The following is a 24,941-nucleotide window of genomic DNA, read 5'->3' on the forward strand; positions in this document are numbered from 1 at the left end:
GCCGCACCCGCGGGGGTCAGGGAGTTTGTCGGTACGCCTGGACACGGGCGGCAAGCCCAGTGGCGCACGTATGACCCCAAGGTTACGCGCCCGTGCGGAAACCGTCCGCCCCGGGACCGCCCGCCGGTGCCCGGCCGGCCCGGTCAGGCCTCGGCGGCCCCGTCCTTCGCGGCCTTCGCGGCCTGGGCGGACGTCGTGCCGGGGCGCTTGCGCTCGACCCAGCCCTCGATGTTGCGCTGCTGCGCCCGGCTCACGCCCAGGGCGCCCGCCGGGACGTCGCCGGTGATCACCGAGCCGGCCGCGGTGTAGGCGCCGTCGCCGACGGTGACCGGGGCGATGAACATGTTGTCCGAGCCGGTGCGGCAGTGCGCGCCGATGACCGTGCGGTGCTTGTTCACCCCGTCGTAGTTCACGGTGACCGAGGCCGCCCCGATGTTGCTGCCCTCGCCGATGACGGCGTCGCCGATGTAGGAGAGGTGCGGCACCTTGGCGCCCTCGCCCAGCTCGGAGTTCTTCACCTCGACGTAGGTGCCGACCTTCGCCTTGCGGGCCAGCTTCGCGCCCGGCCGCAGGTAGGCGTACGGGCCGGCGGTGGCCAGCTCGCCGACCTCGGCGCGGTCGGCCGTGGTGTTGCTCACCCGGGCGCCGGCGCCGACCAGGGTGTCCTTCAGCGTCGAGTTCGGGCCCACCTCGCAGCCCTCGCCCAGGTGGGTGGCGCCCTGCAGCTGGGTGTTCGGCAGCACCACGGCGTCCGGCTCGTAGGAGACCTGTACGTCGAACCAGGTGGTCGCCGGGTCCACCACGGTGACGCCCGCCCGCATCGCCCGCTCCAGCAGGCGGTCGTTCAGCAGCCGGCGGGCCTGCGCCAGCTGGACCCGGTCGTTGATGCCCAGGATGTCCTGGTGGTCCTCGGCGACCACGGCGCCCACCCGGTGCCCGGCCTTGCGCAGGATCGCCAGGGTGTCGGTCAGGTACTCCTCGCCCTGCGAGTTGTCCGTGGTGAGCTCGGCCAGCGCCTCGACCAGCAGCTTGGCGTCGAAGGCGAAGACGCCCGAGTTGATCTCGGTGATCGCGCGCTGGGTGTCGCTGGCGTCCCGCTCCTCGACGATCGCGGCGACGGTGCCGTCCTCGTCCCGCAGGATGCGGCCGTAGCCGAAGGGCTCGGGGACGACGGCGGTCAGCACGGTGACCCCGTTCTGCTGCGCGGCGTGGGCGTCCGCCAGCCGGAGCAGGGTCCGCCCGGTCAGCAGCGGCGAGTCCCCGGCGGTGACGATCACGGTCCCGTCCAGCACCACGCCGTCGGCGGCCAGCGCCTCCAGCGCCGTGCGCACGGCGTGCCCGGTCCCGTTCTGCTCCTCCTGCACCACCGGCCGCGCCGCCGGATAGTGCGCCGCCAGGTGCTCCTCGACCTGCTCGCGCTGGTGACCGACCACCACGACCAGCTGCTCCGGCGTCAGTTCCCCGGCCGCCGCCACGGCGTGACCCACCAGCGAGCGCCCGCACACCTCGTGCAGCACCTTGGGCAGCTTGTTCGACTTCATCCGGGTCCCGCCACCGGCGGCGAGCACGACAACGGCGGCAAGCGAATTGGCAGCCATGCGGGGAGGCTCCTCATTAGGTTCACAGAGAGGCAGAGCAGCCCGGCCCGGACCCAGGCCGGTCGCCATTCGCACAGTCCGCCGAGCAGCACCGACAATACCGGCGAGGCGGGAAACGCCCGAACCTGAGGCGTGAAGAGGCTCCGCCGCTAGGATTCGAACCCAGACAAAGGCCTCCAAAGGGCCCTGTGCTGCCATTACACCACGGCGGACAGTCGTGTCAGACCCTACCCGAGACGACCCTCCCGTGGGTATCAACCGACGCGATCCGCCGGGCCGGATCCGCCGCCGCGGGTCGAACACCGCCGCCGTCCGGTTCATCCATCCAGTCGGGTGAATTCACCCGAGCGCCGCGTGGCGGTGTGTTCCCCTGGACACGACACGCAACCTACGATGCCGTAGGTTACGCAAACGTAGGTCCGCTGTCCCGTACCGGGACACCGCGAAGGGACGCCCCCCATGACCACCCAGGCAGACGAGGCGCACGCGGATGGCGCCGCGCTTCCCGAAACCTCTCCCGATCCCTCCGTCGACCCCTCCCTCGCCCGCACGGCCGATCCCTCCGTCGGCGCGTCAGCCGGCACCTCGGCCGGCCCGTCCACCGATCCGACGGCCGATCCGTCGGCCGATCCCTCGGCCGATCCGTCGGCCGACGCCGCGACCCGGCTGTCCGCCACCCGCGGCGGGGAGAAGCAGGGCTTCGCCGAGCGCGTCGCGCTCGGGCTGTTCATCCTCGTCCCGTTCGCCGCGCTGCTCGCCGCCGTCCCGGTGGCCTGGGGCTGGGGGCTGGGCTGGACGGACGTGGCGATCACCGTCGCCATGTACTTCCTCACCTGTCACGGCATCACCGTCGGGTACCACCGCTACTTCACCCACGGCGCCTTCAAGGCCGGCCGCCCGATGCGCCTGGTGCTGGCGATCGTCGGCAGCCTGGCCGTCGAGGGCCCGCTGGTGCGGTGGGTGGCCGACCACCGCAAGCACCACCGGTTCAGCGACAAGGACGGCGACCCCCACTCGCCCTGGCGCTACGGGGAGAGCGTCCCGGCGCTGATCAAGGGCCTCTGGTGGGCGCACATGGGCTGGATGTTCGACGAGGAGCAGACCCCTCAGCTCAAGTACGCCCCCGACCTGGTCCGCGACCCGGCCCTGCGGCGGATCTCCCGGCTGTTCTGGCTCTGGACCACGATCTCGCTGCTGCTGCCCGCCCTGGTCGGCGGCCTGGTGAGCCTGTCCTGGGAGGGGGCGCTGTCCGCCTTCTTCTGGGGATCCCTGGTCCGGGTGGCCCTGCTGCACCACGTGACGTGGTCCATCAACTCCATCTGCCACGCCGTCGGCCGGCGCCCGTTCCGCTCCCGCGACCGCTCCGGCAACGTCTGGTGGCTCGCGGTGCTCTCCTGCGGCGAGTCCTGGCACAACCTGCACCACGCGGACCCGACCGCGGCCCGGCACGGCGTGCTCCGCGGGCAGATCGACTCCTCGGCCCGGCTGATCCGCTGGTTCGAGCTGGCCGGCTGGGTGCGGGACGTCCGCTGGCCGGACGCTCAGCGGATCGCCGCCCGCCGCGCCGCATGAGGCGGCGCTTCCAGCATGATGTAGGGGTGAACGGGAGCAGCGAAGACAGCACAGGCGGTCACCAGAGCACGCGGACGGACGCGGCGCCCGGAACGGCGCCCGCCCGTCCGCGGGCCGCTGCACCGGTGGGCGGACCCGCCGACGGGGGCGCGGCCGCCGCGACCCCCCGACGCCGGGGCGGCCGGGTCCGGATGACCGGCAAGCAGCGCCGGGAGCAGCTGCTCGAGATCGGCCGGACGGTCTTCGCGGAGCGCGGCTACGACGGCACCTCGGTGGAGGAGATCGCCGAGCGCGCCGGGGTCTCCAAGCCCGTCGTGTACGAGCACTTCGGCGGCAAGGAGGGCCTGTACGCGGTGGTGGTGGACCGCGAGATGCAGCTGCTGCTGGACATGGTGACGGGGGCGCTGACCGGCGGCCACTCGCGCGAGCTGCTGGAACAGGCCGCGTTCGCGCTGATGGACTACATCGACACCTCGACGGACGGCTTCCGGATCCTGGTCCGGGACTCGCCGGTGGCCCAGTCGACCGGCACCTTCGCCTCGCTGATCAGCGACATCGCGACCCAGGTCGAGGACATCCTCGGCCTGGAGTTCAAGTCGCGCGGCTTCGACGCCCGGCTGGCCCCGATGTACTCGCAGATGCTGGTCGGCATGGTCGCGCTGACCGGCCAGTGGTGGCTGGAGGTCCGCAAGCCGGACAAGGCGACGGTGGCGGCGCACCTGGTGAACCTCGCCTGGCACGGGCTGGAGGGGCTGGAGCGGCACCCCCGGCTGGTCGGCGACCGCACGGCCTGAACCCCGCGCCCCTCCCATCGCCGCCGCGTCCCCTCTCGTCGCCGCTGCTCCGCCCTACCGCTCCGCCCTGCTGCTCCGTCTCACCGCCGCTTGACCCCGACCGCGAAGATCCGTCGGAACGGGAACACCGTTCCGTACGGTCCGGGCGGGTAGGCCTCGCGCAGCAGCCGCCCGTACTCGGCGAGGAAGTCGTCCCGGTCGGCCGGATCGGTCAGCGCGGTGAGGACGGGCCGCAGCGCGGTGCCCTTGACCCACTCCAGGACCGGGTCCGGGCCGGGGAGCAGGGTGCGGTAGGTGGTCTCCCAGACGTCGGGGAGGCAGCCGGCGGCGGCCAGGGCGTCGAGGTAGCGCTCGGGCGGGTGGACGCCGGCGCGCACGGTGCCGGTGCCTCCGGCGTCGGTGTCTGCGGTGCCGGTGTCTGCGGTGCCTCCGGTGCCGGTGCCGAGGAGGTCGCGCCAGCGCGGGCTGCGGCACAGGTCGGCGAGCAGGGTGTGGCTGGGGGCGTCGAAGTTCCCGGGGACCTGGAAGGCCACCGCTCCGCCCGGGCGCACCGCGGCGGCCCACCGCGGGATCAGGTCGAGGTGGCCGTCGATCCACTGCAGGGTGGCGTTGGAGACGATGAGGTCGGGCCGGGCGGGAGCCGGGTCGTACGCGCGGGCGTCGGCAAGCAGGTACTCGGCGGTGGGTTCGCCCTCGGCGCGGGCGGTGGCGATCATCGCGGCGGAGCTGTCGATGCCGGTGATCCGGGCCCGCGGCCAGCGTTCGCGCAGGACGGCGGTGGAGTTGCCGGGGCCGCAGCCGATGTCGAGGACGACGGTGTCGGCCCTGTCCGGGAGTGCGGGAACGCGGGCGATCAGTTCGCGCAGCGGGCGGGTGCGTTCGTCGGCGAAGCGCAGGTACTGCGCCGGGTCCCAGGCCGGGGTGGTCATGGTTCACCTCACGGGTATCTCGACGTCAAGATATCTCTCGACAGCCTCATCGCCACTTTTCTCGATGTCAAGAGACTTCACATCGACACATCCACCGATACACTGATCGTCATGGAGGACGAGGTCGACAGGCTGGTCGCAGCGTGGCGTCGGGAGCGCCCCGACCTCGACGTGGAACCGCTCGAAGTGCTCAGCCGGGTCAGCCGACTCGCCCGGCACCTGGACCGCGCCCGCCGCACCGCCTTCGCCGAGCACGGCCTGGAGCCCTGGGAGTTCGACGTCCTCACCGCCCTGCGGAGGGCCGGCTCCCCGTACCAGCTCTCCCCCGGCCAGCTGCTCACCCAGACCCTGGTCACCTCCGGCACCATGACCAACCGGATCGACCGCCTCACCGGCAAGGGCCTGGTCAAGCGCCTGCCCGACCCGGACGACCGACGCGGCGTCCTGGTCCGGCTGACCGACGACGGCCGGGACCGCGCCGACCAGGCGCTGGCCGGACTGCTCGCGCACGAGCGCGAACTACTGGCCCAGCTCAGCTCCGACCAACAGGGCGAACTCGCCGCCCTGCTGCGGCTGCTGGTCGCACCGTTCGACAACATCCCGGGCTGAGCCCCGCCGCACCGCTGCCACGCCGCTGCCACGCCGCCGCCTGGTCGGCCCCCGGCTGCGGGGCGTCAGCTGGTGGAGGCGACGGACGGCGGTGGGGCCGGTTCGGCCGGGCTGATCCCGGCCCGGCGGGCGACCGCGACGGCGGCCAGCGTGGAGTGCACCCCGAGCTTTCCGAGCACGTTCTGCATGTGGGTGCGGACGGTGTGCGGCGACAGGTACAGCCGCTCGGCGACGGCCTGCCGGCCCAGGCCGGCGACCATGCAGCGCAGGATCTGCTTCTCCCGCGGCGTGAGGGCGTCGACCAGGCGCTCACTCTCGGTGCGGTCCCGCCGGGCGGTGGTGAGCTCGCGGATCACCCCGGTGAGCAGCGCGGGCGGCACGTGCGTCTCGTCCCGCAGCACGCCCCGGACCACCGCCAGCAGCCGGGCCAGCGAACTCTCCTTCGCCACCCAGCCGGTGGCGCCCGCGTGCAGCGCCCGGGCCGCCCGGCGGGGGTCGTCGGCGGCGGCCAGGACGACGACGCGCAGGCCCGGGTGGGCGCGGCGCAGTCGGCCGAGCAGCGTGATGCCGTCGGGGGGCGGGGAGACGGCGCCGAGCTGGTCGCCGCGCGGTTGGTCGGCGCGCAGCTGGTCGCCGCGCAGCCGGTCGCCGCGCTGCTGCTCGGCACGTGGCTGCTCGGCTCGCGGTTGATCGCCACGTAGCTGGTCCCCCCGCAGGTGGGCCCCGCGCGGGTGGCCCCCGCGCTGCTGTTCGGCGCGCGGTTGCTCGGGGCGCAGCTGCTCCGGTCGCAGCTGCTCCGGGCCCGGGTGGTCCGACGGACGGGCGACGGTCGCCTGGGCCGCGGGCCGGTGGGGCGACGCCACGGCCGGAACCGGGTGGCGGCGGGCCTCCTCGGCCCGGTCGGCGCCACTGCGCGCCCGCGAGCCCGCGGCCTCGGCTCCCAGGTCCGCGTCGATCAGCACCACGTCATAGGCCCGGCCTTCGGCAGCCGCCCGCTCCAGCGCCCGTTCGGCGGCGGCCGCGCTGCCGGCCGCGCCCACCTCCACGTCCGGCTCGGCGGCGAGGGCCGCGGCCAGCGCCTCGGCGAAGATCCGGTGGTCGTCGACCACCAGGACCCGGATCCGCCCCATCGTCACTCCCCCTGCCCTGCTCAGAGCGCCCGAGCCCGGGAACGGGGACCGGTCCGGCAGCCGTGCTCCGGACCCGCCGCTCCGCCCGCCCACCGGTCGGTCGGCCGAGCCGCAAGGGCGCCGGCCCCCACCGGTACCGGACTCAGCGTACGGGCCGGGAAACCCCCGTCGTGGTGGTTTGGTGAAGTTCCGCCAGCAGGCGCCGGCACGGCCGGGGCAGGGCCGGTGACAAGCCCGGTGGCAGGGCCGATGGCAGGGCCCGGTGGCCGGACCCGTGCGGGCGGGCGGCCCCGGGCGCCGTCCGCGCCCCGGGCCACCGCGACCCGCCCGCCGTCAGCCGGCGTTCTTCTCCAGGGTGAACTTCCAGGCGTCGGCCACGATGTCGTCCAGGTTCGGGCGCCGCGGCGTCCAGCCCAGCGCCTGGTGGGCGCGCTCCGCGGAGGCCACCAGCACGGCCGGGTCGCCGGCCCGGCGACCGGCCACCTGCACCGGGATCTCCCGGCCGGTGACCCGCTTGACCGACTCGATCACCTCGCGCACCGAGAAGCCGCTGCCGTTGCCCAGGTTGCAGATCAGGTGCTCGCCCGGCTTGGCCGCGTCCAGCGCCAGCAGGTGCGCCTCGGCCAGGTCCGCGACGTGGATGTAGTCCCGGATGCAGGTGCCGTCCGGGGTGGGGTAGTCGTCGCCGTACACCGCGATGTGCGGGCGCTGCCCCAGCGCGGCCTGGAAGACCAGCGGGATCAGGTGCGACTCCGGGTCGTGGCGCTCCCCGTAGGCGCCGTACGCGCCGGCCACGTTGAAGTAGCGCAGCGACACGGCGGCCAGCCCGTGGGCGACGGCCTCGCTGGTGATCAGGTGGTCGACGGCGAGCTTGGTGGCGCCGTAGGTGTTGGTCGGCGCGGTCCGGGCGGTCTCGGCGATCGGCACCGCCTCGGGCTCGCCGTAGGTGGCGGCGGTGGAGGAGAACACCAGCTTGCGCACGCCGGCCGCGCGCATCGCGCTGATCAGCTCCAGCGAACCGGCCACGTTGTTGCGCCAGTACTTCTCCGGGTCCACGACGGACTCACCGACCTGCGAGGAGGCGGCGAAGTGCAGCACCCCGTCGAAGGAGCCGTCCAGCACCTTCCCGGCCTCCTGGATCCGGCCCTCGACGAACTCGGCACCGGTCGGCACGCCCTCGCGGAAGCCGGTCGAGAGGTCGTCCAGGACGGTCACCTGGTGCCCCGCCTCCAGCAGGTGGGCGGCCACCACACTGCCGACGTAACCGGCGCCACCCGTGACCAGGTACTTACTCATGATGGGACCCCTCCAGCGGGCGATGGCCCGCCCGGTCGGCGGCCCATCGGTGGATGCGTACGACTGCGCTCAATTGTCCCTGCTCGGTGAGGTGCTCCCGACCACCGGGGCGGTCGCTCCCGGGCTTCCTCAGCCGACCCTGCGCGGCTGTGCCCGTCCGCCGCCGCGTCGGCCGCCGCCCCCGCCCGCTGCCCCGGCCAACCGTCCCTCGGCCGCCGCCCTCGGTCACCTCTTCGGCCGCCGCCCTCGGTCACCTCCTCGGCCGCCGTCCTCGGCTGCCGTCCCCGGCTGCCGTCCTCCTCAACCGCCGGCCATCCGCTCCAGCAGGCCGGTGCGCGCCGCCACCGCGGCCGCCTCCAGCCGGGTGCGGGCGCCCAGCTTCATCAGCACCCGCTGGACGTGGGTACGCGCGGTGCTCGCGGCGATCCGCATCCCGGCGGCGATCGCCGCGGTGTCCTCGCCGTCCGCGATCCGGGCCAGCACCTGCACCTCACGCCGGGTCAGCAGCCGCAGCAGCCGGACCGCCTCGTCGTCCGGTTCGGCCACCGGGCGCAGCAGTTGGTCGAAGGCCCCGCGCAGGACGTCCACGGCCACCGCCGCCTCACCGGCACGAACCCGTCCGATCGCCCGCTCGACCACTTCGATCCGCTCGTCGCTGGGCACGTACCCGGCCGCCCCGGCCGCGAACGCCCCGGCCACCCCGCGCAGTTCGCCGACCGGCCCGAGCACGATCACGGCCACCTCGGGGCGCTCCCGGCGGATCCGGCGCAACCCCTCGAAGGCCCCCGGCTCCCCCGGCGCGGCCACGCCCAGCAGGCACACCTCCGGCCGCCGCCCGACCACCAGGTCGGCGGCGACGCCCGCCGGGGAACCGACCGCGAGCACCCGGTGGCCACGCAGCTGGAGTGCGGTGGCCAGCGCCTCGGCCAGCAGCCGGTGGTCGTCGACCACCACGAGTCGAACGCCCATGACGCCCTCCCGGTCGGGGTCCGGCTCGCGCCCGCGCCCGTCGGGCGGGCGGCCGATGACGCCCCATCACAGCGCATTCCGCACCCGGCCCGCTAGGCCACCGCGTGTCGGCCGGCACCGGGCGGGCCCGGGCGGTTCCGGATGGATCGGGCAGGTTCGGGCGGGCTCGTGCGGATCGGCCCCGGACACAGCGAAAGACCCCCGCCGAGAGGCGAGGGTCTTTCAGTGGAGCCCCCATGCGGAATCGAACCGCAGACCTTCTCCTTACCATGGAGACGCTCTACCGACTGAGCTATAGGGGCTTGCCGGGCTTTTCGCCGGGCCGGTCGAACAAGGAAGACATTACACGGCCGTCGGCCCGGAAGGGAAATCGGCTGCCGCCCGGCGCTCGTCGGCCCTCCGACTGCGCCCCCGGCCGCACCACGGACCACCCGGACCGCACCCACGGACCGCCCTGACCCGCCTCCGGCCGCTCAGCCTTCGGCGTGCACCGCGTCGAACTCCTCACGGGCCTCCAGCATCTGCCGGGCGCGCCGCTCCGTCCAGCGACCGATCGGGGAGACCAGCTCGGCCAGCTCCCGGCCGAGCGGCAGCAGGTCGTAGACCACCCGCGGCGGCGTCTCCGGGAAGACCGTGCGCAGCACCAGGCCGTCGCGCTCCAGGGTGCGCAGCGACTGGGTGAGCATCTTGCGGCTGACACCGCCGATCCCGCGCTGCAGTTCGGAGAAGCGCTGCGGCCCGCAGGCCGAGAGGCTCATCAGGATCAGCAGCGACCACTTGTCGGCGAGCTCGGCGAACATCTCGCGGCTCGGACAGAGCTGGGCGAAGACGTTGAGTTCCTGATCCTGCTCCTGGCCCTGCTCCTGCTCGCACTCCGCCCGCCCCCGCCCCCGCTCGTGCGCGGGCTCGCGCCCGTCCCGCTGCCGCTCGTGCTCCTGCCGCCCCCGCCCCGGCCCGCGGTCCTGCTGCGGCTCCTGGTACCGCCCGGCGGGGGTGCGGGTCGTGTCCTCGGTCGTCATACGGACCAGGGTAGTCCTTCGGTCTCGAATCCATCCTTGGTAACCAACAGAGACTTGGTCTATATTGGTGACCGCCAACCGGGCCGGACGCCCGCAGGTTCCGCCCTGGCCGGCCCGTCCCCGCCACTTCCATCCGGCTCACCGCCGTCCCGTACAGGAGCGCCCGCATGACCGCCATCCGCCCCACCGTCGCGATCGCCTACCACTCCGGCTACGGCCACACCGCCGTGATCGCCGAGGCCGTCGCCCGCGGCGCCGCCGACGCCGGCGCCGAGGTCATCTCGATCGCCGTCGACACCATCACCGACGAGCAGTGGGCCCAGCTGGACGCCGCCGACGCGATCGTCTTCGGCTCCCCCACCTACATGGGCACCGCCTCCGGCGCCTTCCACGTCTTCGCGGAGGCCAGCAGCAAGCGCTGGTTCGCCGACGCCTGGAAGGACAAGGTCGCGGCCGGCTTCACCAACTCCGCCTCCAAGAGCGGCGACAAGGCCGGCACCCTGGGCTTCTTCCAGACCCTCGCCGCCCAGCACGGCATGAACTGGGTCAACCTCGGCCTCAAGCCCGGCTGGAACGCCACCACCGCCAGCGAGAACGACATCAACCGCCTCGGCTTCTTCAACGGCGCCGCCGCCTCCACGCCGGCCGACGCCGGCGCCGAGGCCGTCCACAAGGCCGACATCGCGACCGCCGAGCACCTCGGCGGACGCGTCGCCCAGCACACCGCCGTCGTGCTCGCCGGCCGCGCCGCCCTGGCCGGCTGACCGGTCGACCCACCGGCCCAGCCGGCTCGCTGCCCTGGCCGGCTCGCCGCCCTGGCCGACTGACCGGTCGACCCGCCGGCCTCGCCGGCCGGCCTCCCGGGTGCGCCTACGCCGCCGGATCCGCCCCCAGAACGGGCGCCCGGCGGCGTCCGCCGTCCACCGCGGCCAGCTCGGCCCCCGTGGTCTCGGGCAGCAGCCGCAGACACGCCAGGGCCAGCAGGCCCAACCCCGCCACGTACCAACCCACCGGCTGCGCCGTCCCGTACGCCGCCGTCAACCTGGTCGCCACCAGCGGCGTCGTCGCACCGCCGACCACCCCGCCCAGGTTGTACGTCAGCGCGGCGCCCGTGTAGCGCACCCGGGTCGGGAACAGCTCCGGCAGGAACGCCGCCAGCGGCCCGAACATGCAGCCCAGCACCACCATCGCCCCCGCCAGCCCGACGAACACCAGCGGCCGCCGCGTCGTCTCCAACAGCGGGAACACCCACGGCGACCAGCCCGCCGCCAGCCACGTCGCCCACCGCAACGTCCGCCGCCGGCCCCAACGGTCACTGCGCGAGGCGCTCAGCCACACCATGGCCGCCATCCCCGCCGCACCGACCAGCAGCATCGACAGCACCACCGTGCTCGCCAGCCCGAGACCGGACGTCGCGTACGCCAGCGCGTACGTCGTGGTCAGGTAGAACAACGCGTACCCCACGGTGATCGCGCCACCGCCCGCCAACACCGGCCGCCAGTGCTCGCGCACCACCTCCACCACCGGCGGCCGCTCCCCGCGCCCGGCCGCCCGGAACAACGGCGACTCCTCCAACCGCAGCCGCACGAACAGCCCCACCGCCACCAGCACCAGCGAGGCCACGAACGGCACCCGCCAGCCCCACTCCCGGAACGTCCGCCCGTCCAAGCCGAGTTGGAGCGCCAGGAACACCCCGTTCGCCAGCACGAACCCACCCGTCGGCCCCAGCTGCAGGAACCCCCCGTACCGCCCCCGCCGCTCCGCCGGCGCGTTCTCCGCGATCAGCAGCGCCGCCCCACCCCACTCCCCGCCCAGGCCGACGCCCTGGCACACCCGCAACACCACCAGCAGCGCCGGCGACCACCACCCCCACGCCGCGAACCCCGGCAGCAACCCCACCGCCGCCGTCGCCAACCCCATCGACAGCAACGACACCACCAGCGTCGCCTTCCGCCCCACCCGGTCACCGAAGTGCCCGAACACCACCGCCCCCAACGGCCGTGCCAGGAACGCCACCGCGTACACCGAGAACGCCGCCAACAGCGCGCCCACCGTGCCGAGCCCGGGAAAGAACACCGGCCCGAACACCAGCGCGGCCGCCGTCCCGTACAGGAAGAAGTCGTAGAACTCGATCGCCGTCCCGATCAGCGCCGCAGCCGCCGCCCGCCGCAACTGCCCTACCCGCCAAGCACCCTCCGCATCCATACCACCACCCTCGCCAGGCCTCGACGTCGCCCACCAGCCGCCACCCGAGTGACCCGGGCGCACACCACGCGGCCCACGCCGGGGCGCCACTCCCCGCTCCCCGCGACCCGGGCACCCCCGGCCGACACACGTCCGCGAGGACACCGGGCACCCCGGCGCCCTCGCGGCCCCAACGCCCGTCCCGCTACCGCGCGTACGGGTTGTCCTCCGGCGGCACCGGCGGCTGGTACGACGGCGGCGGCGCCATCGGCTGCTGCGCAGGCACCGGCGGAACGACGACGTCCCCGGACGGCCCCGCAGACACCCGCCGCCGCAACACCGCGAACACCGCACCGGCGACCACCACCAGCCCGGCCACCACCCCGGCCACGACCGGCAGCGCGCCGCCGCCACCCGACCCGGACGACGCACCGGCCGTCGGCTGCGCGGACGGAGCGCCGACGGCCACCTCGCTCGGGGTCGCGGCAGGGCTCGGCACCGACGACGCGGGAGCGGAGGCGGACGCCGAAGCCGACGGAGGCGCCGAAGGCGAAGCCGCGTCAGCCGGAAGCGGCGACACATCGGCCGGCCCCGGATCACCGGGATCCGTCAACGCGATGCGCGGCCGAACGGCACCCCACCCGGCACCATCCGTCCGGCCCGTGCCACCGTTCGACCTACCGGCGGTGTTGATGAGCACCCGCAGGACCTGGTTCGCCGTCCAATCCTTGTGGACGGCCCAAACCAGCGCCGCCGAGGCGGACGCCAGTGCGGTCGCATCGGACGTACCGTGGCCCTTGCAATATCCCGTCGGCCCCGGGCAAGGCGCGATCGTGTCCTTGCCCGGGGCGACCAGCGCGACCTGCGGTCCGCGTTCGGACTCATCGGTCACAGTGCCGTTCTGGTCGACCGCGCCGACTCCCACGACGTTGGGGAGCGCCCCCGGATAATCGACGGGATTTCCCGTCTGCGCCTCGTTTCCTACTGCAGAAAAGATCAACACGCCCTTGGTTCGCGCCGCCGCAAGGATCTTGTTCAGCTTGGCCACGTCCGGCGGGATGGCTGTCACCGAGTCGATGCCCTGGGAAATGCTGACGACTTTCGCCCCTTGGTCGACGGCGTAGGTGACAGCCTGACCGATCTGATCCAGGAAGTCGGCCGAGACGAGAGGACCAACGGAGCCATTATTGATCTTCAAGGGAAGAATCTTGACTCCGGGCGCCAGTCCGTAAGCGCCTTTCCCCCCATTGGCCTTTCCAGTTCCCGCAATGAGGCCGACCATCTGCGTTCCGTGATCATCGGCATAGGAGCCGACTCCGCCGGGGCTTCCGCTGAAATCCTTGCCGGGGAGGAACTGTCCCGCCAGGTCCGGATGGTCCAGCTTGAAGCCACCGTCGATGACTGCGACCGTAATGCCCTGCCCCTGGGAGACTTTCCACATTTCCGGTGCATGCATGGCGTCCAGATGCCATTGATCCGCACGGATTGAGTCGGCTGCTGCCGCCGGCAACGCGGCTGGCCCCAGCAGAAGCCCCACAGCCAGAAGCCCTGCGGCAAATTCCCGCCCGTGCGCACGCGACCTTGTCCGCCCCATCACAGCTCCTCGTCAGTGTCCCAATCGGCAAGGCCGACTCCCCGAACAAGCATGCCCGGCCACTGGGATGAGCCCAGTGGCCGGGCAGTCGTTGCGGTCCTACTCAATCACGTCGGGGTTGCTGTGCGGAGTACCGCTCGTCCACGTCTCCTCATCCTCATGCAGGTAGTCGGCCCGGTGCCGACGGCTGCGTTCATTTCGGCCGCCGTGGCCCGCCATTCCGGGTGCCATCGTGCCGTTCTGCCCGGAGCGGCCGCTGCCCTCGGCGGCTTCCGCTGCGGCCGCCCGGTTGCGCAAGCCCGTGCCACCCGGCGTGAACTCCCCACCAGCGGCTGGACCCTTCCGACCGCCGACCGTCCCGCCGGCGGTCGACGCCAGGCCCCGGCCGCGCGAGCTCCCGCCCGCACCGACGGCGCCGCCGTGGCCACCGCCCATACCGGGATGCATACCGTTCATGCCGTTCTGTCCGCCGACCCGACCACCCCCCGGTCCGGCTTCGCGAGCGCCGAAGACCGTCCCGGACGGAAGACCCGGGCTCCCGTTCTTGCTCGGCGCCTGACCGCCGAACGGCGCGCGGGCGTTGGTATTGCCTCCCTTGCCGGGGAGGTAGCCGGAGCCACTGCCCTTGGCCTGGACAGATCCCCCACCAGGCCCAATCGGAAAGCCGGACATCGGACCCCCGCCAGGACCAGTGGGCCCCCCGCCGGGGCCACCCGGAAGGACGGTGGTCGCGGTCGGCCCCTCCGTCGGCGCGGGGCCGCCGCCAGGGCCGGTTTGCGTCGGAAGCGTCGGCAGGCTGTTCAGATCGGTGCCCGGATGGTTGACCGGGCCGGACGGATGATTCGGCGGGATCACGGAGCCTGGGTCTTGTGGTGCCGGCGGCAGCTGGCCGCCCCCGTGCGGGTGAGTGGGAGTCACATGCCCCGGCCCGGAAGGCTCGGTCGAACCCGGTTCCGGGATGTGCGGCGTCACTGAGCCGCCACCGTGACTACCTCCACCTGACGGGGTGTAGCCGCTTCCACCCCCCGATCGCGAGCTACGCACCGAGCCGCCGTCGCCGCCGTAGCTGCTGCTGCCCCCGGTGTACTCGGAACCGCCCTTATTGGCGTTCTCCCCAGGCGTACCTGGCAGGACCACGTCCGTGGGAATCTCGTTCAGGGTGGTGGTGGCCGCGCTGTACGCCTGGGCCAGGTTCACCACCTGGTGGCTGGCTTCCTGATGCTCCTTCTCGACGGTCGCCTTGGCCTTGTTGTACTCCGCCGTGCTCACCCAGCCCTTGCCGTCCGGAGTCCCCTTCATGTAGTCGTCGACCGTCTGGCCCACCGCAAGCTTGCCTTGGATTCCGGCCGGAACGACCTGTCCCTCGTACTTGGCGACGACCTTCATCGCTTCCGTGGGAAGCGGAGGCATCGCGACCTTGGCCGTGCTGAGGGCTTCGCCGGCCTGGGTCATGGCGCTGCCGGCGGTGGTCGAGTGCTGGCCGATGATCGCGGCGGACTTGTACAGGTTCCCGACCCAGGTCTTGAAGTTCTCAGCCGCCTGTCCTTCCCACTGGACCTGGCCCAGGTGGGTCTGAAGGGCACTACTGAGCTCCGCCAGGACACGACCGGCGGCTTCGAGCTGACGGGCCCGCTTCAGCACCATGTCCGGCTGCGTCGACACGACGAAGTCCCTGAGCTCGGCGTGCTCCATCGCGTGGTACTTCGATTCTCCTGCCATGACCTGCTCCCCGTTCTCCCCCTGGATCTCCCGTAACGCCGTCAGAGGTTCGTGTTGTCCTTCGTCGTGGGCGAGGCGGCGTCCGCGCCCTTCGCGACCGCCTTCTGGGCGGCCGTCGTGTTCTCCTCGTTGGTCGAGTACGTGCCGGCCGTCGTGGCGACGGCGTGCTGCATGGCCTCGATCTGGGCCTTGAACTCCTTGTGGAACTTCACGAGCTGGGAGTGAACCTTGCTGTAGGCGGACGTGAGGTCCACTGCCTCCGTGAAGGATCCGGGATTGTCCCCGCTGACGAAGCTTCCCTGGGTCAGCTTCTGCTCCTCCAGCTTGTACGGCGCCGCGGCCGATCCCTCCATCGCGGAGAGAAGCGCCTCGATCTTGGTCGTGAAGGTGGTGAGCGTGTCCAGCTCCACCTTGACGTCGTGCTTGCCGAAGGCGGCGACCAGCGCGTTGGCGTCCCCGTACGTCTGCGACTCGCTGATCGTGGGGCCGTACATCTTCGGGTTGGTGGGCAGCACGTACGGTTTGGCGTCAGTGGGCGAAGGTGCGGGGCCCGTTCCCGCGGGATTCGTCGGGTTGGTGGTCGTCACCGGCTTGCCGTCATCTGCCACAGCAGTTCACCTCTCCCCCGTACGGCAGGGCGCTCCGGGCAATGCCCGGGTGCTTCCCGCCGCTACGCACCGTCAACTTCTCGGTCTTGCCGTCCTGGTCGGTGTGACCGCCCGTCCTGGGGCGGTTTTCCCCTCCGTCATCGTAGCCACCGCCCCTGTCGGCCCGGCAGGGCCCTTGGCCCGCCCGGGCGCGATCGGTACGAACCTGACACGTGGAGGCGGCCGTCAGGTGCCTCGGTAGACTGGTCCGGTACGCCCCATCTGCCGCGCAATGTCGCACAGCAGCGACCCGAGGCCGCAGAACGGACGTGACCGCATGAGCTCCTCCCTGGCCACCTCCTGGTGGGCCCGCGCCGTGCGCCCTGCCCGGCCGCCGGTGCCGTGGGCGTTGATGGTCCGTGCGGCGCTCGGCATGGGGGTGCCGCTGGCGGTCGGTCTGCTGACGCACCGCATGGATCTGGCGGTGTTCGCGGGGCTCGGTGCCATGCACGCCACGATGAACGACCGGGTCGAGCCGGTTCGGCAGCGGATCGGCCGGATCGCGACGGCCGTGTCGGCTTCCGCGCTCGGCATGCTCATCGGATCGGCGTTGCAGCACGCCCAGGTGGGTGCGGGTGTGCTGGGCGGGGCGCTGACGCTCGTCGGTTTCGTGTCCGGGGCGGTGAGCGCGACCGGTCCGCGCGGGTCGGCGGCGGGGATGCTGCTGCTGGTGTCGGCGGCGCTGGGTGGCGGGATGCCGCTGCCGCACCCGTGGTGGGCGGCGGCGGCGATGATGCCGGCGGGCGCGGGGCTGGTGGTCGTCCTCGGGCTGCCGGTGGGGGCGGGCCACCGCTCGGCGGCGGATCCCCGCCGCCGTGCGCTGGCCGCCGTCTACGAGGCGCTCGGCCGCACCCTCGCGGACCTGGGCACTCCCCGGGGTGCCGGATCGCGCCGGGTGCTGACCGCCCGGCTGAACCAGTTCCAGGACCTCGGGCCCAACCCGCCCGGCGGCAGCGGTCTCCACCGCGCGTACGAGGCGGCCCTGGCCGCCACCGAGGCCGCGACCGGTCTGCTGTGGGCCTGGCGCCCCGTCCCGCCGGAGGTGGCCGCGGTGCCCGGGCGGTTGGCGGCGGCGGTGCGGCAGGGCGGCGGCGAGGTGGTGGTGCCCCGGTGGCGGCCGGACACCCCGGCGCGGCAGGCCCTGGACGTGGCGCTGCGCGCGGCCGCGGACGTCGTGGCGGGGCGGGAGGCGGACCTCGGGACGGCTCCCCCGCCTCCGCCCCACCCGTGGCGGTTGCGGGCGCGGCTGTGGTCGCGTCCCTCGGTCCGGTACGGGCTGCGGGTCGCGCTGTGCATCGCCGTCGGTGCGGCGGTCACCGCCCACTACCCGCTCAGCAAGGGCTACTGGGTGCCCATGACGATCGCCTTCGTGCTGAAGCCGGATCTCGGCTCGGTGTTCCTGCGCGCGGTGAGCCGGGCGGTCGGCACGGTGGTGGGCGTGGTCGTCACGGCGGCGCTGCTGTCGCTCACCACCGGGCCGTGGGCGCTGCTCGCGGTGGCCGCGCTGTGCGTCGCCCTGCTGCCGTACGCCACCGCCGCGCACTACGGGCTGAACACCGTGGTGATGACCCCGATGGCGCTGCTGCTGCTCCAACTCGGCGGGCAGCGCAGTGACGTGGAGTTCTGGCCCCGGGTGCTGGACTCGGTCCTCGCGAGTGCGGTGGTGCTGCTGTTCGGCTACCTGCTGTGGCCGGAACGCCCGCGGCACCGCATCGAGCCGCGCCTGGCGGCTGCGACCACCGCCCTGCGGGCCTATCTCGACGCGGTGACCGGACAGGGCTCCGGAGGGGTCTGGCTGCGCCGCACCGCCTACCGCTCGCTGGCGGACGCCCGTCAGGAGGTGCGGCAGGGGCTGGCGGAACCGCCGCCCACCGGGCGGCTGGCCGAGCAGTGGCTGCCGGCGACCGCCGCGTTGGAGCGGCTGGGCGGCGCGGTGGCGGCTTTCGCCGCGCAGGTGCGGTACGGCGGCCGGGTGCCCGATCCGGTGGAGACCGACCGGGTGCGCCGGGCCCTGGACGAACTGGCGGCCGCGGCCCGGGAGCACCGCCCGCCGACGGGGCCGACGGCCCGTCCGACGGCGCCGCACGACCCGGCGCTCAGCGCGCTGGGCCGTGCGGCGGACGAGTTGGAGAGCCTGCTGGGCAGGGAGTGACCCAGGCCTGCTCGGCCGAGTGACCCAGACCCGTACCGACCCGGCAGGAGTGACTCAGACCCGCCCGGCAGGGAGTGACCCAGGCCCGTACCGGCCCGCCAGGGACCGGCTCAGACCCGCCCCGGCAAGCAGCGCCTCAGACCTGTTCGGCCAGCTCCAGCCAGGTCATCTCCAGCTCCTCCTTCTCCTCCCGGACGGCGCGCAGCTGCCCGTCCAGCTCCGCGACCTTGGAGAAGTCGGCGGCGTGCTCGGCGAGTTGGGCGTGCAGCTTGGACTCCTTCTCGTCGAGCTTGGCGATCTGCCGCTCCAGCTTCTGCATCTCCTTCTTCGCCGCCCGCAGGTCCCCGCCGGACAGTCCGGGGGCGGCGCCGGCCTCGGCGGCCGGGGCGGGGGCGGCGGCAGCGGGGGTCGCGGCGGCTGCGGCCGCCATCCGGGCCCGCCGTTCCAGGTACTCGTCGACGCCGCCCGGCAGCATCCGCATCTTCCTGTCGCCGAGCAGCGCGTGCACCACGTCCGTGGTCCGCTCGATGAAGAACCGGTCGTGGCTGATGACGATCATCGAGCCGGGCCAGCCGTCGAGGAGGTCCTCCAGCTGGTTGAGCGTCTCGATGTCCAGGTCGTTGGTGGGCTCGTCGAGGAACAGCACGTTGGGCTCGTCCATGAGCAGCCGCAGCAGTTGCAGCCGCCGCCGCTCGCCGCCGGACAGGTCGCCGACCGGCGTCCACTGCTTGTCCTTGCCGAAGCCGAACTGCTCGCAGAGCTGACCGGCGCTCATCTCCCGGCCCTTGCCGAGGTCGACCCGGGAGCGGACCTGCTCGACGGCCTGCAGCACCCGGGTGGCCGGGTCCAGCTCGGCGACCTCCTGGGACAGGTAGGCGAGCCGCACGGTCTTGCCGACCTTGATCACCCCGGAGGCCGGCTGCACGTCGCCCTCGGAGGCGTACGCGTCGCGCAGGGCGCGCAGCAGCGAGGTCTTGCCGGCGCCGTTGACGCCGAGCAGGCCGATCCGGTCGCCGGGGCCGAGCTGCCAGGTGAGGTTCTCCAGCAGCAGCTTGGGGCCGGCCTTGACGGTGACGTTCTCCAGGTCGAAGACGGTCTTGCCGAGGCGGGCGTTGGCGAACTTCCTCAGCTCGCTCTTGTCGCGCGGCTCCGGCACGTCCGCGATCAGGGCGTTGGCGGCCTCGATCCGGTAGCGCGGCTTGGAGGTGCGGGCGGGGGCGCCGCGGCGGAGCCAGGCGAGTTCCTTGCGGGCGAGGTTCTGGCGCTTCTGCTCCTCGACGGCCTCGATCCGGGAGCGCTCGGCGCGGGCGAAGACGTAGTCGGAGTAGCCGCCCTCGTACTCGTGCACCTCGCCGTTCTGGACGTCCCACATCCGGGTGCAGACCTGGTCGAGGAACCAGCGGTCGTGGGTGACGCAGACGAGTGCCGAGCGGCGCTTCTGCAGGTGCTGGGCGAGCCAGTTGATGCCCTCGACGTCGAGGTGGTTGGTGGGCTCGTCCAGGACGATCAGGTCGGGCGAGCCGAGCAGCAGCTTGGCGAGGGCGATGCGGCGCCGCTCGCCGCCGGAGAGCGGGCCGATGACGGTGTCGAGGCCGTCGGTGAAGCCGGGCAGGTCGAGGCCGCCGAAGAGGCCCTCGATGATGTCGCGGATGCGGGCGTCGCCGAGCCACTCGTGGTCGGCGCGGTCGGCGATGACCTCGTGCCGGATGGTGGCCGTGGGGTCGAGCGAGTCGTGCTGGGTGAGGACGGCCAGCTGGAGGCCGCCGTTCCAGGTGATCCGGCCGCCGTCGGGCTCCTCCAGCTTGGCGAGCATCCGGATCAGGGTGGTCTTGCCGTCGCCGTTGCGGCCGACGACGCCGATCCGGTCGCCCTCGCTCACGCCCAGGCTGACCGCGTCCAGCAGGGCGCGGGTGCCGTAGACCTTCGTGACGGACTCGATGGTGGCGAGGTTGACGGCCACGTGTGCTGCGCTCCTGGGTTCGGCGGTTGCGGGGTGGGGGCTGGGCCCGCCCCCGTCTCGGGGGCACCCCGGTCACCCCAGCCTAATGGGCTGGCGGTGACCCGAACGACGGACTCAGAGCGCCGATGCCCCCGGTACCGGCCCGTACAACGACGGACTCAGAGCACCGACGCCCCCGGTACCGGCCCGTACAACGACGGACTCAGAGCACCGACGCCCCCGGTACCGGCCCGTACGTGGCGTGCGCGGTGCGGCAGGTGCCGGAGGCGCGCAGCGCCTCGGCGACGGCGGCGGCCGCGTCGGCGTCCTTGGCCAGGAACGCGCAGGTCGGCCCCGAGCCGGAGACCAGGGCGCCGAGCGCTCCCGCTTCGGTGCCGGCCCGCAGGGTGGCCGCCAGCGAGGGACGCAGCGACAGCGCGGCGGGCTGCAGGTCGTTGGCGAGCGCGGCGGCGAGGGCGACGGCGTCGCCCTGGGCGAGCGCGGCGAGCAGGGCCGGGTCGGCGTCGGGGGTGGGGACGTCGGTGTCGCCGGAGCCGGTGCCGGCCTCCTCGCGCAGCCGGTCGCACTCGCGGAAGACGGCGGGGGTGGACAGGCCGCCGTCGGCGACCGCGAAGACCCAGTGGAAGGTGCCGGAGGCGGCGAGCGGCTCCAGGATCTCGCCGCGGCCGCGGCCCAGCGCGACGCCGCCGACCAGGGCGAACGGCACGTCGGAGCCCAGTTCGGCGGCCAGTTCCAGCAGCGTCCCGACGGGGGTGTCCAGCTTCCACAGCGCGTCGCAGGCGACCAGCGCGGCGGCGCCGTCGGCGCTTCCGCCGGCCATGCCGCCGGCGACCGGGATGGCCTTGGCGATGTGCAGGTGCACCGCGGGGTCGGCGATCCCGTGGTGGGCGGCGAGCAGCCGGGCCGCGCGGGCGGCGAGGTTGCTGTCGTCCAGCGGGACGGCTTCGGCGTCCGGCCCGGAGCAGGACAGCGTGATGCCGTCGGACGACTCGCTCGCCGTGACCTCGTCGCCGAGCGCGACGGCGAAGAAGACGTTGGCCAGGTCGTGGAAGCCGTCGGCGCGCAGTCCGCCGACTCCGAGCTGGACGTTGACCTTGGCCGGCACCCGTACGGTGATCACGCGATGTCCTTGGGCTTGTGCTCGGCGATCGCGGCGAACTGCTCCACCGTCAGCATCTCGCCGCGCAGCTTGTGGTCGATCCCGGCGGCGGCGAGCGCCTGCTCCGCCCCGGCGGCGGAGCCGGCCCAGCCGGCCAGGGCGGCGCGCAGGGTCTTGCGCCGCTGGGCGAAGGCGGCGTCGACGACCGCGAACACCTCCTCACGGCTGGCGGTGGTCTTCGGCGGCTCGCGGCGGATCAGCGAGACCAGCCCGGAGTCGACGTTGGGGGCGGGCCAGAACACGTTGCGCCCGATCGCCCCAGCCCGCTTCACGTCCGCGTACCAGTTGGCCTTGACCGACGGGACGCCGTACACCTTGTTGCCGGGCTTGGCGGCGAGCCGGTCGGCGACCTCGCTCTGCACCATGACCAGGGTCCGCTCGATGCTGGGGAAGGTCGCCAGCATGTGCAGCAGGACGGGCACGGCGACGTTGTACGGCAGGTTGGCGACGAGTGCGGTGGGCGCCGGCCCGGGCAGCTCGGTGACCTCCATGGCGTCGCTGAGGACCAGGTCGAAGGAGTCCGCACGACCGGGCATCCGGGCCGCGACGGTGTCCGGCAGGTGCCGGGCCAGCACCGGGTCGATCTCGACCGCCGTGACGTGCCGGGCGATCTCGAGCAGCGCCAGCGTGAGCGAGCCGAGCCCCGGCCCGACCTCCACCACCGCGTCCTGCTCCGTCACCTCGGCGGCGCGGACGATCCGCCGCACGGTGTTGCCGTCGATGACGAAGTTCTGCCCGCGCTGCTTGGTCGGCTTCACGCCGAACGCGGCCGCCAGCTCCCGGATGTCGGCGCTGCCCAGCAAGGGGGTTCCCCCGGCCGGGGGCTGGGGGCGGCTGTCAGGGGTGGGGTCGGTGGTGCTCACGCGCCAAGGATACGGGCGCGGAGGGCGCCGCCCGGACGCGCCGATCCGGATCACCGCCCGGACGCGCCGATCCGGATCACCGCCCGGACCCGCCGATCCGGATCACCGCCCGGACCCGCCGGACCGGAGGCCGCCCGGCTCAGTACCCGAAGGCCCGGGCCGTGTTCTCCGCGATCGCCGCCGACAGCTCGTCCTCGTGCAGCCCCAGGGTCGCGGCCATCGACCGCACCGTGACCGGGATGAGGTACGGGGCGTTGGGCCGCCCCCGGTACGGGTGCGGGGTGAGGAAGGGCGCGTCGGTCTCGACCAGGATCCGGTCCAGCGGGGTGGCGAGCAGGGCGTCGCGCAGCGGCTGGTTGGCCTTGAAGGTGACGGGGCCGGCGAAGGAGAGGTACCAGCCGTGCTCGGCGCAGACCTTGGCCATCTCGGCGTCGCCGGAGTAGCAGTGGAAGACGGTCCGGTCCGGGGCGCCCTCGGCCAGCAGGACGGCGATGACGTCCTCGTGGGCGTCCCGGTCGTGGATGACCAGGGCCTTGCCGTGCCGCTTGGCCATCTCGATGTGGCGGCGGAACGACTCCTTCTGGATCTCCACGCCCTCCGGCCCGGTGCGGAAGTAGTCCAGGCCGGTCTCGCCCACGGCGAGCACCTGCGGCAGCGCGGCCAGGGCGTCGATCTCGGCGAGCGCCTCGTCCAGCGCCGCGCGGCCGCCCGCCGGGCGCCGCTGGCCGGACCAGCCTCCCCCAGCCCCAGAGGGCTGGGAGGTGCCCCCATGGTCGCCGAGGAAGATCCGCGGCGCCTCGTTGGGGTGCAGGGCGACGGCCGCGTGCACCTGCTCGTACTGGGCCGCCAGTTCGGCGGCCCAGCGTGAGCCGGGCACGTCGCAGCCCACCTGGACGACCGTGGTGACGCCGACCGAGGCGGCCCGGCCCAGTCCCTCGGCCGGGGTGCCGGCCTGCATGTCGAGGTGGGTGTGCGAGTCGGCCACCGCCACGGCCAGGGGTTCCGGCAGCGGCGGCGGGGTCGACCGGTCGTCGTCCTTGGCGGGCATCAGGAGGCCGGCTTCTCTTCCAGGCGGGGGAACAGGATCTCGCCCTTGGTGACGGTGGCGCCGGCGGGCAGCCGGCCCCAGTCACCGGCGGTGGCGACGGTCTGCTCGGCGAGCGCGCCGAGGCCCTCGGCGGCACCCAGCGAGGCCCACAGCTTCTCGGCGGTGGCCGGCATCACCGGGTTGAGCAGGACGGCGGTGCCGCGCAGCGCCTCGGCGGCGGTGTAGAGGATGGTCGCCAGGCGCGCCCGGCCCTCCGCCGAGTCGTCCTTGGCGACCTTCCACGGCTCCTGCTCGGTGAGGTAGCCGTTGACCTGCTTGACGAACTCGAAGATCGCCGCGAGGCCGCCGGCGAAGTCCAGCTCCTCGCCGATCTTCAGGTCGGCGGCGGCGACGGCCGCGGCGAGCCCGTCGGCGACGGCCTGCTCGGCCGCACCGTGCGCGGCCGGGGCCGGCAGCTCCCCGCCGAAGTACTTGCCGACCATCGCGGCGGTCCGGGAGGCCAGGTTGCCGAAGTCGTTGGCCAGTTCGGAGGTGTACCGGGCGGTGAAGTCCTCCCAGGAGAACGAGCCGTCCGTGCCGAACGGGATCGCCCGCAGGAAGTAGTAGCGGTACGCGTCCACGCCGAAGTGCGAGGTGAGGTCGGTGGGCGCGATGCCGGTCAGGTTGGACTTGGACATCTTCTCGCCGCCGACCATCAGCCAGCCGTTGGCGACGACCCGCTTGGGCAGCGGCAGGCCGGCGGCCATCAGCATGGCGGGCCAGATGACGGCGTGGAAGCGGAGGATGTCCTTGCCGACCAGGTGGACGGAGGCCGGCCACAGCTCGGCGAAGCGCTCCGGGTCGCTGCCGTAGCCGGCCGCGGTGATGTAGTTCTGCAGCGCGTCCACCCACACGTAGAGGACGTGCTTCTCGTCCCAGGGCAGCGGGACGCCCCAGTTGAAGGTGGAGCGGGAGATCGAGAGGTCCTTCAGGTCCTGCTCGACGAAGCGCAGCACCTCGTTGCGGGCCGGCGCGGGCTGGATGAAGCCCGGGTTGGCGGCGTAGAACTCCAGCAGCTTGGGGCCGTAGGCGGAGAGGCGGAAGAAGTAGTTCTCCTCCTCCAGCCACTCGACCGGCCGCTTGTGGACGGAGCAGAGCTTCTCGTCCTCGGTGGCGCCGTCCAGCAGTTCGGCGGGGAGCTTGAACTCCTCGCAGCCGACGCAGTACGGGCCGGAGTAGCCGCCCTTGTAGATCTCGCCCTTGTCGTACAGGTCCTGGACGAACTCCTGCACCCGGGCGGTGTGCCGCTCCTCGGTGGTGCGGATGAAGTCGTCGTTGGCGATCTCCAGGTGCTTCCAGAGCGGCTTCCAGGCCTCCTCGACCAGCTTGTCGCACCACTCCTGCGGGCTGACGCCGTTGGCCTCGGCGGTCCGCATGATCTTCTGGCCGTGCTCGTCGGTGCCGGTCAGGTACCACACCTTCTCGCCGCGCTGGCGGTGCCAGCGGGTGAGGACGTCGCCCGCCACCGTGGTGTACGCGTGGCCCAGGTGCGGACGGTCGTTGACGTAGTAGATCGGGGTGGAAACGTAGTACGCCGGGGCGCTCGCCCCGGTGGTGCTGTGCTCTGCAGTGGCCGCCATGGTCGGAAAGCTTAGTCGGGCCCGAACACCCGCCTCGACCGCATTGCCCCCGCGATCGCCCCGGCGCAACGGGCCGCACC

The 24,941-nt window shown here is 73.2% G+C and carries 20 protein-coding genes and 2 tRNA genes; 5 read left to right on the forward strand and 17 right to left on the reverse strand.

Annotated features, from left to right (window positions below):
* Positions 1-143: 143 nt before the first annotated feature.
* Positions 144-1,598, reverse strand: coding sequence for a bifunctional UDP-N-acetylglucosamine diphosphorylase/glucosamine-1-phosphate N-acetyltransferase GlmU (gene glmU, locus ACGF07_RS13770; RefSeq protein ID WP_392898294.1), 1,455 nt, complete (start codon positions 1,596-1,598; stop codon positions 144-146).
* Positions 1,599-1,739: 141 nt separating this feature from the next.
* Positions 1,740-1,810 (reverse strand) — tRNA-Gln (locus ACGF07_RS13775).
* Between the two features lie 247 nt (positions 1,811-2,057).
* Between ACGF07_RS13775 and ACGF07_RS13780 the strand changes: the two genes are divergently transcribed.
* Positions 2,058-3,170, forward strand: coding sequence for a fatty acid desaturase (locus tag ACGF07_RS13780; protein ID WP_392898297.1), 1,113 nt, complete (start codon positions 2,058-2,060; stop codon positions 3,168-3,170).
* 191 nt (positions 3,171-3,361) lie between these two features.
* Complete coding sequence (locus tag ACGF07_RS13785; protein ID WP_350739313.1) at positions 3,362-3,964, forward strand: TetR/AcrR family transcriptional regulator; 603 nt, start codon at positions 3,362-3,364, stop codon at positions 3,962-3,964.
* 80 nt (positions 3,965-4,044) lie between these two features.
* Here the strand turns inward: ACGF07_RS13785 and ACGF07_RS13790 are convergent, their stop codons facing one another.
* Positions 4,045-4,893 carry a methyltransferase domain-containing protein gene (locus tag ACGF07_RS13790; protein WP_392898300.1) on the reverse strand — a complete coding sequence of 283 codons (849 nt, stop codon included), beginning with the start codon at positions 4,891-4,893 and terminating at the stop codon, positions 4,045-4,047.
* 111 nt (positions 4,894-5,004) lie between these two features.
* On the opposite strand from ACGF07_RS13790, the gene ACGF07_RS13795 reads away from it, so the two are divergent.
* Positions 5,005-5,502, forward strand: coding sequence for a MarR family transcriptional regulator (locus tag ACGF07_RS13795; protein WP_350739233.1), 498 nt, complete (start codon positions 5,005-5,007; stop codon positions 5,500-5,502).
* 65 nt (positions 5,503-5,567) lie between these two features.
* Here the strand turns inward: ACGF07_RS13795 and ACGF07_RS13800 are convergent, their stop codons facing one another.
* From ACGF07_RS13800 to ACGF07_RS13820, 5 genes are all read right to left on the reverse strand, one after another.
* Positions 5,568-6,365: a LuxR C-terminal-related transcriptional regulator gene (locus ACGF07_RS13800; protein WP_392898598.1), complete on the reverse strand. Its 798-nt coding sequence runs from the start codon at positions 6,363-6,365 to the stop codon at positions 5,568-5,570.
* A 600-nt stretch (positions 6,366-6,965) separates the two neighbouring features.
* On the reverse strand, positions 6,966-7,928 hold the full coding sequence (galE, locus tag ACGF07_RS13805; protein ID WP_350739238.1) for a UDP-glucose 4-epimerase GalE: 963 nt from the start codon (positions 7,926-7,928) through the stop codon (positions 6,966-6,968).
* A gap of 300 nt (positions 7,929-8,228) precedes the next feature.
* Positions 8,229-8,897, reverse strand: coding sequence for a LuxR C-terminal-related transcriptional regulator (locus tag ACGF07_RS13810; protein WP_392898305.1), 669 nt, complete (start codon positions 8,895-8,897; stop codon positions 8,229-8,231).
* A 226-nt stretch (positions 8,898-9,123) separates the two neighbouring features.
* Positions 9,124-9,199 (reverse strand) — tRNA-Thr (locus tag ACGF07_RS13815).
* Between the two features lie 171 nt (positions 9,200-9,370).
* The gene (locus tag ACGF07_RS13820; RefSeq protein WP_392898307.1) at positions 9,371-9,916 is read right to left on the reverse strand and encodes a winged helix-turn-helix transcriptional regulator; all 546 of its coding nucleotides are present in this window, start codon (positions 9,914-9,916) and stop codon (positions 9,371-9,373) included.
* Between the two features lie 167 nt (positions 9,917-10,083).
* Between ACGF07_RS13820 and ACGF07_RS13825 the strand changes: the two genes are divergently transcribed.
* Entirely contained in the window at positions 10,084-10,680 is a 597-nt protein-coding gene (locus ACGF07_RS13825; protein WP_350739246.1) for a flavodoxin family protein, read from the forward strand.
* A 106-nt stretch (positions 10,681-10,786) separates the two neighbouring features.
* Here the strand turns inward: ACGF07_RS13825 and ACGF07_RS13830 are convergent, their stop codons facing one another.
* The 4 genes from ACGF07_RS13830 to ACGF07_RS13845 form a co-directional block, all read right to left on the reverse strand.
* Positions 10,787-12,121: an MFS transporter gene (locus ACGF07_RS13830; protein ID WP_392898310.1), complete on the reverse strand. Its 1,335-nt coding sequence runs from the start codon at positions 12,119-12,121 to the stop codon at positions 10,787-10,789.
* Positions 12,122-12,305: 184 nt separating this feature from the next.
* Positions 12,306-13,637 (reverse strand): S8 family serine peptidase, encoded by a 1,332-nt coding sequence (locus ACGF07_RS13835; protein ID WP_392898313.1) that lies wholly within the window; start codon positions 13,635-13,637, stop codon positions 12,306-12,308.
* 156 nt (positions 13,638-13,793) lie between these two features.
* Complete coding sequence (locus ACGF07_RS13840) at positions 13,794-15,413, reverse strand: WXG100 family type VII secretion target (protein ID WP_392898315.1); 1,620 nt, start codon at positions 15,411-15,413, stop codon at positions 13,794-13,796.
* 41 nt (positions 15,414-15,454) lie between these two features.
* The gene (locus ACGF07_RS13845; protein ID WP_392898318.1) at positions 15,455-16,021 is read right to left on the reverse strand and encodes a hypothetical protein; all 567 of its coding nucleotides are present in this window, start codon (positions 16,019-16,021) and stop codon (positions 15,455-15,457) included.
* 316 nt (positions 16,022-16,337) lie between these two features.
* On the opposite strand from ACGF07_RS13845, the gene ACGF07_RS13850 reads away from it, so the two are divergent.
* Entirely contained in the window at positions 16,338-18,212 is a 1,875-nt protein-coding gene (locus tag ACGF07_RS13850; protein WP_392898320.1) for an FUSC family protein, read from the forward strand.
* A gap of 136 nt (positions 18,213-18,348) precedes the next feature.
* On the opposite strand, the gene ACGF07_RS13855 is transcribed toward ACGF07_RS13850, so the two are convergent.
* From ACGF07_RS13855 to metG, 5 genes are all read right to left on the reverse strand, one after another.
* Positions 18,349-20,172 (reverse strand): ABC-F family ATP-binding cassette domain-containing protein, encoded by a 1,824-nt coding sequence (locus tag ACGF07_RS13855; protein ID WP_392898323.1) that lies wholly within the window; start codon positions 20,170-20,172, stop codon positions 18,349-18,351.
* A gap of 202 nt (positions 20,173-20,374) precedes the next feature.
* A complete protein-coding gene (locus tag ACGF07_RS13860; protein WP_392898325.1) occupies positions 20,375-21,292 on the reverse strand; it encodes a 4-(cytidine 5'-diphospho)-2-C-methyl-D-erythritol kinase in 918 nt (305 codons plus the stop codon).
* Complete coding sequence (gene rsmA, locus ACGF07_RS13865; RefSeq protein WP_392898328.1) at positions 21,289-22,194, reverse strand: 16S rRNA (adenine(1518)-N(6)/adenine(1519)-N(6))-dimethyltransferase RsmA; 906 nt, start codon at positions 22,192-22,194, stop codon at positions 21,289-21,291. The genes ACGF07_RS13860 and rsmA overlap by 4 nt, the downstream gene beginning before the upstream one ends.
* 139 nt (positions 22,195-22,333) lie before the next feature.
* Entirely contained in the window at positions 22,334-23,242 is a 909-nt protein-coding gene (locus tag ACGF07_RS13870; RefSeq protein WP_392898331.1) for a TatD family hydrolase, read from the reverse strand.
* Positions 23,242-24,861: a methionine--tRNA ligase gene (metG, locus tag ACGF07_RS13875; RefSeq protein WP_392898334.1), complete on the reverse strand. Its 1,620-nt coding sequence runs from the start codon at positions 24,859-24,861 to the stop codon at positions 23,242-23,244. Before metG ends, ACGF07_RS13870 begins: the two co-directional genes overlap by 1 nt.
* Positions 24,862-24,941: the final 80 nt, after the last annotated feature.

Source organism: Kitasatospora sp. NPDC048194 (genome assembly GCF_043202455.1).
Lineage (GTDB): Bacteria > Actinomycetota > Actinomycetes > Streptomycetales > Streptomycetaceae > Kitasatospora.